The organism is Collinsella sp. SGI.095 (genome assembly GCF_050314535.1).
GTDB lineage: Bacteria > Actinomycetota > Coriobacteriia > Coriobacteriales > Coriobacteriaceae > Collinsella.
Map to the genome: position 1 here is coordinate 1 of NZ_JBNPNG010000030.1, position 8,414 is coordinate 8,414.

General features: G+C 58.8%; 7 protein-coding genes. 4 read left to right on the plus strand and 3 right to left on the minus strand.

Annotated elements, in window-relative coordinates:
• Positions 1 to 89: 89 nt before the first annotated feature.
• Positions 90 to 944: a MurR/RpiR family transcriptional regulator gene (locus ACQRCA_RS08040; protein ID WP_427719831.1), complete on the minus strand. Its 855-nt coding sequence runs from the start codon at positions 942 to 944 to the stop codon at positions 90 to 92.
• Positions 945 to 986: 42 nt separating this feature from the next.
• The gene (locus ACQRCA_RS08045) at positions 987 to 3,557 is read right to left on the minus strand and encodes a glycosyl hydrolase (RefSeq protein ID WP_427719832.1); all 2,571 of its coding nucleotides are present in this window, start codon (positions 3,555 to 3,557) and stop codon (positions 987 to 989) included.
• A 116-nt stretch (positions 3,558 to 3,673) separates the two neighbouring features.
• Between ACQRCA_RS08045 and ACQRCA_RS08050 the strand changes: the two genes are divergently transcribed.
• The 4 genes from ACQRCA_RS08050 to ACQRCA_RS08065 all read left to right on the plus strand — a co-directional run bounded on the left by ACQRCA_RS08050 (position 3,674) and on the right by ACQRCA_RS08065 (position 7,899).
• On the plus strand, positions 3,674 to 4,681 hold the full coding sequence (locus ACQRCA_RS08050) for an AraC family transcriptional regulator (RefSeq protein ID WP_427719833.1): 1,008 nt from the start codon (positions 3,674 to 3,676) through the stop codon (positions 4,679 to 4,681).
• Between the two features lie 172 nt (positions 4,682 to 4,853).
• Positions 4,854 to 6,302: a glycoside hydrolase family 1 protein gene (locus tag ACQRCA_RS08055; RefSeq protein ID WP_427719834.1), complete on the plus strand. Its 1,449-nt coding sequence runs from the start codon at positions 4,854 to 4,856 to the stop codon at positions 6,300 to 6,302.
• Positions 6,303 to 6,565: 263 nt separating this feature from the next.
• Complete coding sequence (locus ACQRCA_RS08060) at positions 6,566 to 7,102, plus strand: PTS sugar transporter subunit IIA (RefSeq protein WP_427719835.1); 537 nt, start codon at positions 6,566 to 6,568, stop codon at positions 7,100 to 7,102.
• A gap of 239 nt (positions 7,103 to 7,341) precedes the next feature.
• A complete protein-coding gene (locus ACQRCA_RS08065; RefSeq protein WP_427719836.1) occupies positions 7,342 to 7,899 on the plus strand; it encodes a hypothetical protein in 558 nt (185 codons plus the stop codon).
• 115 nt (positions 7,900 to 8,014) lie between these two features.
• On the opposite strand, the gene ACQRCA_RS08070 is transcribed toward ACQRCA_RS08065, so the two are convergent.
• Positions 8,015 to 8,414 (minus strand): hypothetical protein (locus ACQRCA_RS08070; RefSeq protein ID WP_427719837.1); only part of this gene is annotated, 400 nt, incomplete at its 5' end.

The window sequence follows — 8,414 nt, forward strand, 5'->3', positions numbered from 1 at the left end:
TCCGTCCTCTACTTGCGGCGTTGTCTTGCTCCGAATGCGGCTCGCTCGCTGCCGTTGCCAGAGTAGTCATTGGGGACGTTCTTAAACGACTACTTAAGCCCGGGCAGGCGGGTATAGGGGAACGAACGCTCCAGGAATTCGGAGCAGCGGGCGTAGTCTTTGGCGAAGTAGCTGCTGTAGAGCGAATCGAGTACGTATTGCACGGCGATGTGGCTGGCGAACTGCGTGATGCGATGCGTCATGCTCTCGTGGTCACTCACCGTAAGGTAGGCGGCAAAGCCGGGGTGAATGCGAGCGCAATAAGGCGTGCCGATGACGATGACCGGGACATGCCGACTGCTGAGGATCGGCAAGATGTCCTTGAGGTTGGGGGCAAGGCCGCTGTAGGAGATGACGATTGCCGCATGGTCGGGATCCGAGGCGAGCGCCGTTCGCACCTGGGCCTCGACACCGTTGTGGCACGTCGCGCTTTTACCGGCGGAGAGCAGGCGGTCGCGGAACATTCCCGCTGGATAGAGGTTGTGCGAGCCCGTGTAGATGTCGACCTGTCGGGCGTTCGCGATGAGCTTGGCGGCGTGGTCGAGCTGCGTGGGGTCGAGCAGCTCCTGCGTTTCGGCCAGCGTGGTCTGGTAGAGCCCCTCCATGCGCTCCATGACCTGCGCGGGGCTGGACGTAGCATCAAAGGGAAAGTTGATGTCCACGTCGCGGCGGTTTCCCGCCTCGGTTGCCAAGCGAATAAGCTCGACCTTGAGATCCTTAAAGCCCTCGAGGCCGAGCTTTTTGCAAAAACGATGCACGCTCGCGACCGAAACGTTGGTGCGCGCGGCAAATTCCTTAATAGAAAGCCCGCGGATGTCCTGACCGATGGCAAGGGCTGCAATGCCGAGCTGTTGCTCGGTGGGGGTGAGGCCCTGCGCCTCGGTGATCTTGCGTTTGATATCCATACGAACTCCCACACTCGCCAAACCTGCCAAAAAGGGACAGGTTTATTTTGGCAGGTTTTGCCCGCAAAGGGTAACGGGGCCGAGGATGCCGCTGGGGGCGACGGGTTCGGTGAGGGCGAAAATGTCGGGGATCGCATGGTCGAGCGTGTTGATGACGTCGATCGTGAGCTCATGCGCACTGGCAGAAAGTGCGCCGGCGGCAAAACGATAGGGCGGGCAGATGCGTGTGCCGAGCGGGCGTCCATCGAGCGTGAGCGTCGCGGTTTCGTAGACGTCTCCCAGGTCGATTGTGGCGTCGGCGCAATCGTTGGCCAGCTCAAACGACGCATGATATCGGTAGGTACCGCAGGTGCCGGTGAACAGATCGGCTGTAAGGTTGCACAGGTGCTTGAGCTTTTGTGATTCACCAAAGGCGCCATTGCTGCCGGCAGGAGAGAGGGCGACGGTCCATGGGCCTTCGATGCGCAGGCCGAGCGACGTATCAGCGTCGATTGCGCCGTCTCCAGGCGCATTCTTGCTGCTCGTTTCCAAAACAACGATGCAGCTCTCGAAGGGTGCGAGCTCCAACGCACCGTCAAACGCAACGGGCCCGGCGCCGTTTAGCAGGTCGAGCCGCGTGCCGCAAAGGCGCTCGCCTGTCGCAAGTGCAACCGTGCAGTCGATACGCTCGCGTGGGTGTTCGTTGACGAGCATAACGTAGGTCTCGCCCACCCGCTCGTAGCGAAGTGCGCGTAGCCAAGGCTGCGGTGTGTCAGGCACAACGGTCTGCAGTCCCGCGCTTGCAAGCGCGCGGGCGACATCGGCGAGCGGCGTTGCGACGAGCCCTCCCAGCTCGATCGCGCCATCGGTATCGTAGAATGTGCCGGGCACCTCGTCGACGGCAAACACCATAACGCCTGCATCCGCCATGCGTCTCACTGCCTCCGCCGTCGCAGCGCCAATAAATGAAGCTCCTGGCATAACAAACGCCTGGTAACGACAATCGTTTACGGTAAGCAATCCGTCGGCAATCGAAACCTCGTAACGGTCCTCATCCTCAAAAGCCTCGGCGGGCACAAAATCAAAGTCGATCTGCGCGCGCGTGAGCTCTGCCGCCACGCGCTCGATAGGCATGGCGTTGCCGGCCCATTCGGCATCGGCATGGTACAGGATGGCAACGGGGCGCATGGCATAGCCTCCTGAAAGCAGCGTTGCCGTACGGTTCATATAGCTCATGAGCTGGCCAAAGTGCGGCCATTGCGGATTGTTGCCGTGTGCGTAAAAGTGCGGCGGGCAGTCCCAATCGGGGAAGGGCGCCATGCTAAACGCGTGCGGCGTAAACCAGTTAATACCGCGGACGAGCATGTGGTCGGCGATCCATTTCATCTCGCGCAAGCCCTCGTGCCAGCCGAAGGCGCCAAAGACCTCGGCCATGCAGCGCCCCTGCTTTTTGGGGTCGAGGCGTGCGGCCGAAGAGCCCAACTTGGCGAGCGCGTAGGTAAAGAACTCCATGTTCCACGCGCCGTGGAAGTAGCTGTAACGTCCGTGGTCGACGCCGGGGGCAAGCTGGTTGATGACAACGTCGATGCCCGCCATATCCTGCCCGGCGACCGCGCGGAAGTAGTGTCCGGCGCCCTGGCCCAGGCGCGTGTGGCAACTCTTGTCCTCAATCACATGTCCGATGTGCATGACGCCGCGCTTGCGGCACCAGTCACCAATCTGCTCGTCAAAGCACGCGCGGTAGAGTTGCGTGGCGATGTCCATGTAAGTGTGGCGGACCCGAGCGCCGGCGGGGTCGCGCGTCCAAAGGCCGCGGAGCTCGGCAAGCCAGCTCGCGCTCAACTCCTCGTGCAAGCGGCGGGCAAGTTCATCCGACCAGGGCAGTGCCATATCGCCGCGTCCAATAAAGCTGCTGGTGGAAGCGTCTTCGAGGGTCGCACCCTTCTCGTTCATAAAGCCCGGTTCATCGGTAAAGAAGCCCAGAATGGTCTTGCCGAACTCGTCGCCCAGATGTTCAAACGTGGGTTCGTAGACGGCGTTGATGAGCATACGGCACGAATCGGCGTCGACCATGTTGATGTACTCATCGCGAAAGCCGGTCTTTTGGCTGGTGACGTAGAGCTCGAGGGTGGTGATGCCGGCAGGAGCGTCAAAGCGCAGGCGGACGGGAGTGCCATCCTCGGTCTGTTCAACGGCGAGCTCAAGGTCGAGCGGTGCGCCGGCGGCGTCGAAAGTCGCCGTGCCCACAAAGCGCTCCGTGGGATCCATAAGATTGCCGAGCTTAATGGTCGTGGACGGCTGGGGACCGACGACCGTTACCGTGTGATGCTTAAGCACGGTCTTTTTGAGCGCGGGGTCTACATCCTCGCCTGCAAGCGCGCCGTTGGCGTAGCCCGTGGGAAAGTGGGCATCATCGAGCAGCCAGATCTTCAAGTCCAGGCGCTTGCACTCGCCAATGATAAAACGCAGGTCGGACCACCAGCCGTCGCGACAAAACTCGGGATGCGTGCGCGATTCGAGGCAGACCTCGTGGATGTCCGCCCCGGCAATCTGCTCTAAGTATTCGGTAATCGTCTCGCGCGCCTCGCCCTTGAGCCACAAGAACGGAAGCACATGGTTGTCGTATGCCGCCATATCCACTCCTCTAAAACAAATCTTTTAAATCGATTGAAGTCAGAGTACGTCGCGCGCACACTTCTGCTAATATCAAAACCACGGCAGAATATGACCAAATCAATGATGGTGGCGATATGGATATCGCACGTTTGGACAATCTTTTGCTCAAGCTGACCGACAGCGAGCGCGCTTACTGCGCAGGCACCCGCTATGACTGGAACGATGCGTTCAGTTCGGGTCATCAGCAGAATATCGGTGAAAAACATATCCATAAAATCGGTGACCCGACGCGAGCCCTGCACCAAGAAGGCATGCCTGAGGGCCTGTCAATCGTGCGCAACTCGCGCTTTAACCCCGTGCCGGAGCATGTGCACAATTATGTCGAAATCAGCTATGTCTATCGAGGGCATGCGCCGCAGGTCGTCAACGGCGCACGGCTCACGCTTGCCCAAAACGAGGTGCTCTTGCTCGACGCGGCCTGTCCGCATGCCGTAGGCGAGCTCGGCGAGCATGACATTATGCTGAGCATCGTCATCTCGCGGGTGATGTTGCGCCGCAGCCTAGAGCAGAGCCTGTCGCCGTCAAGCGCCGTCTCGCAGTTCCTCATCAATGCCCTCAATGACGAAACCGACCACCGCGGTCATGTGCATTTCCGCACGGGCAACAGCCGCCGCGTGCGCCGATATATGCAGGAGATGCTGTGCGAGCTTCTGGAGCCGACGGCGGCGAGTCCCCAGATCGTGTCGAGGCTGTTTGAGTTGCTGCTGGTCGAACTTATGCAAAGCTATGAGACATCGCTGCTGCAGGCGGACATGCCCACGCTGCCTTCGGCGCAGGTCGCGGCCGCCGTGAGCTACATCGAGCGCCATGCCTGCGATTGTACGCTCGAGGACGTAGCTCGCCACCTGCATCTGAGTCCCAACTACGCAAGCGCGCTGCTCAAACGGCAGACGGGCCGCACGTTTATGCAGCTCGTGCAGGAGAGCCGCCTGGCACGCGCGGCAACATTGCTCGACGCCGGCGCCACTGCCGAAACCGCGGCGCGCGAGGCCGGCTACGCCAACATGAGCTTCTTCTACAAAAAGTTTGCCGAGCGCTATGGCTGCACGCCGGCCGTCTACCGCCGGCGTTTGTCCAGATAAAACCTGCCAAAATAAACCTGTCCCTTTTTGGCAGGTATCAGGAAGTGTCAGGGGCGGGGCGGTGACGGGGCACAAAGGCGAAAAGAAGTGTCGGGTTTGGTGCGCCCGCTTCTGCCCGTCCCGCGCGTGGGCGATACTCGGCTTATCGACCCACGATGCAAAGGAGATGCTCATGGCAAACATCAAGTTCCCCGAGGGATTCTATTGGGGCGGCGCCACCGCTGCCAACCAGTTTGAGGGCGCTTGGAACGTGGACGGCCGCGGTCCTTCCGTCGACGACCATTTCTTGGGCGGCAGCTACAAGGAGCCGCGTCAGATTACGACCGATATCGACCCCAACCGCTTCTACCCCAATCATGACGGTATCGATTTCTACCACCACTACGAGGAGGACATCGCGCTGTTCGCCGAGATGGGCTTCAATATGTTCCGCATGTCCATCTCCTGGAGCCGTATCTTTCCCAACGGCGACGACGCTGAGCCCAACGAGGCCGGCCTCGCCTTCTACGATCGCGTCTTCGACTGCCTGCGCGCCCACAATATCGAGCCGCTCGTGACCCTTTCGCACTACGAGATGCCCTATCACCTGGTCGAGAAATACAACGGCTGGGCGAGCCGCGAGCTCATCGGCTTCTTTGAGAAGTACTGCCAGACCGTCTTCGACCGCTATCAGGACAAGGTCAAGTTCTGGCTCACCTTCAACGAGATCAACTGCGGTACTCAGGACATGGGCAACCTCTTTGAGACCAGCATGATTCAGGGCTTTGAGGGTCCGGCGTCGGCGGTCCACACCACGCCGCAGGCTCGTATGCAGGCGCTGCATCACCAGTTTGTCGCCAGCGGCCGCGTCGTGCGCTATGCCCATGAGCATTACCCGCAGTTTAAGATGGGCAACATGGACTGCTTCATCCTTTCCTATGCCGCCACGTGCGATCCGGCCGACGTGTTCGCCACGCAGCAGGAGATGAATACCATGAACTGGTACTGCTCCGACGTGCAGGTGCGCGGCAAGTACCCGTTCTATGCCAAGCGCTTCTGGGCCGAGAACGATGTTGAGCTCGTGATGGAGGACGGCGACCTGCAGGATATCGCCGACGGCAAGGTTGATTTCTACACCTTTAGCTACTACATGTCCGGCACCGTGGGCACCCACAAGGACCACGAGATGACCGAGGGCAACATGACCTTTGGCGGCAAGAATCCCTATCTGGAGTCCACCGACTGGGGCTGGCAGATCGATCCGCTGGGCCTGCGCATCGCCCTCAACGAGATTTACGCCCGCTACGAGATTCCGCTGATGGTGGTCGAGAACGGCATGGGCGCCTACGACGAGGTCGAGGAGGACGGCTCCATCCATGACCCGTATCGCATCGCCTACCTGCAGAGCCACATCAAGGCCATGGGCGAGGCCATTGCCGATGGCGTTGACCTGATTGCCTACACCTGGTGGGGTCCCATCGACCTGGTTTCCGCCGGCACTGGCGAGATGCGCAAGCGCTACGGCTTCATCCACGTCGATAAGTACGACGACGGCACCGGTACCTACGAGCGCCGCCGCAAGGACAGCTTCTTCGCATACCAGAAGATCATCAAGTCCAACGGCGCCGAGGGCTTGGAATAATTGAGCTCCGGCGTTCCGCCGAACGCCGGACCGGCCGCCGACTACGTGACCACCGACGTCGATGACGACGGCATCTGGAACGCTTTTGTTCACCTGGGGCTTATCGAGGCTTAATCGACAATATGAGTCCCCATGGGAAAAGGTTTTGGAAGGGCTTGGAAGGGCTTGTGATTCGGGCCCTCGCCTTAGCATTTTGGCCATTTGGCACTATAATCACCATAGGTATGCGCATAACGTTGCGCTTAATCAAGAGGAGAAAACGTATGGGTCTGTTTGATATGTTCAAGAAGAAGGCTGAGCCCGTGGCTGCCGCTGCTCCGGCCTCCATTTCTGCTTCTGCCGGCGCCGACGTGCTGTGTTCGCCCGTCAAGGGCAAGGTCATCAAGATGGCCGACGTGCCCGATCCCGTCTTTGCTGGCGAGGTTTTGGGCAAGGGCTGCGCCGTGTGGCCCGAGGACGACCTGGTCTACGCTCCCTGCGACGGCAAGGTGACCGTCACCATGGGTCACGCCGTGGGCCTGCAGTCCGATAGCGGCATCGAGGTTCTGGTGCACGTTGGCGTCGATACCGTCAACATGAATGGCGACGGCTTCGAGGGCTTCGTCAAGGCCGACGACGTCGTGAAGGCCGGCCAGCCCTTGCTCAAGATCGACCGCGCCAAGATCGCTGCCGCCGGTTACAAGGACTGCGTCGTCGTGGCCGTGTCCAACACCGCCGAGTTTGCCGATGTCGAGCTCGCCGTCGAGGCCGAGTCTGCCGTCGCCGCCGGTGACGCCATCGTTAAGGTCGTCCGCAAGTAGCCTGCGGCATCCAGAAGATGCACAAGGGTGGTCGGGTTATCCGGCCACCCTTTTTTAGTAGGCCGAGTAGGCGCATTTTATTGCAGGGGGCTGTTGCGCGGGCCGCTTACTTGTCAAATCGAACCGATGACGCTTTTGGAGCGTTGCTTGAACGGGATGGGTTTCGCTACTATATTTTTGAGTGTCGCGATAAGTTGCTCGCGTGGAAGAACGTGAGGCGACTGCTTGGAGGTAATGGCATGAAAAAGAGGCTACTATTAATGCCTTTGGTGGTTTTAGTGGCTGCATGCGTAATCGCTCTTTCCGGTTGCGGCGGTCCTACGGTCGAGCAGCTTATTGCCGAAGACCTGGCCAATCAGCTCGATGAGATTAAAAACAACAATGAAGCGTTTCTAGACGGCCTAGACAAGGTGGCAGGGAAAGAGTTTGAAAAGGTCGACATCGATACTGGGGATTATGCCAAGAGCTATCTCGAGGGTTTCGACTATAAAATCGGCGACATTGTGGTCGATGAAGATAAGGGTACCGCCACTGCTGAAGTGACCATCACCTGTAAGTCAATGAATCAAATTCAAGGGGATTTTGCCACCAAATTCCAAGAGAAGGTCGCCGCGCTCGATGGGTCGCCTTCCGAAGATGAGTTGTACAAGATAGCCGGCCAGGTGATGATAGATGTGACCAAAAGCGCTAAGCCTAAAGACACCAAGGCTACCTTCAGGTACTCTGCAAACGATGATAACGAATGGTCGGGGGATGACTCCAATATCTCCGAAATGATGAGCGCGATGCAAGGATAGAGCTGCGTGAATAGATGTCCATGCGATAAAGGGAGGGTCATTTGGACGACCCTCCCTTTATATTTGCATTGGATCACTGGCGCGCGCCTGCGCTACTGATGGCCGCTTCCTATGTCTAGCGAATCACGACCGTTTTTTCTTCGCCGCCAAGATTCATGTCGACTTTTAGGCTTCCTCCGTCTATGGCGCTGGCGGGGACATATGTGTAGACAAATAGGTGCTCGGGCAGGTTTGCGTCGAAATACGTATTGCGAATATAGAGCCAGAGTTCATTCGCGATGTACTGTATTGTCCAATTGGAATAATCGTCGCCGTTGTAGTCGGCAACGAGGTCTGTGATTGCATACTCGTCGACAGGTAGCTTATCTGAGGTCAAAGCTGTCACGTCAAATTCGAGAATCATGAAGGCGTATCCGGGTTCGACTTCCCAATAAGTCCGGGATTCGCTGGATTCGAGCGTGTCGGTGACTGTGGCAGATGTTAGAGTGATGTTCCATTTGTCGGTCTTGACGGTC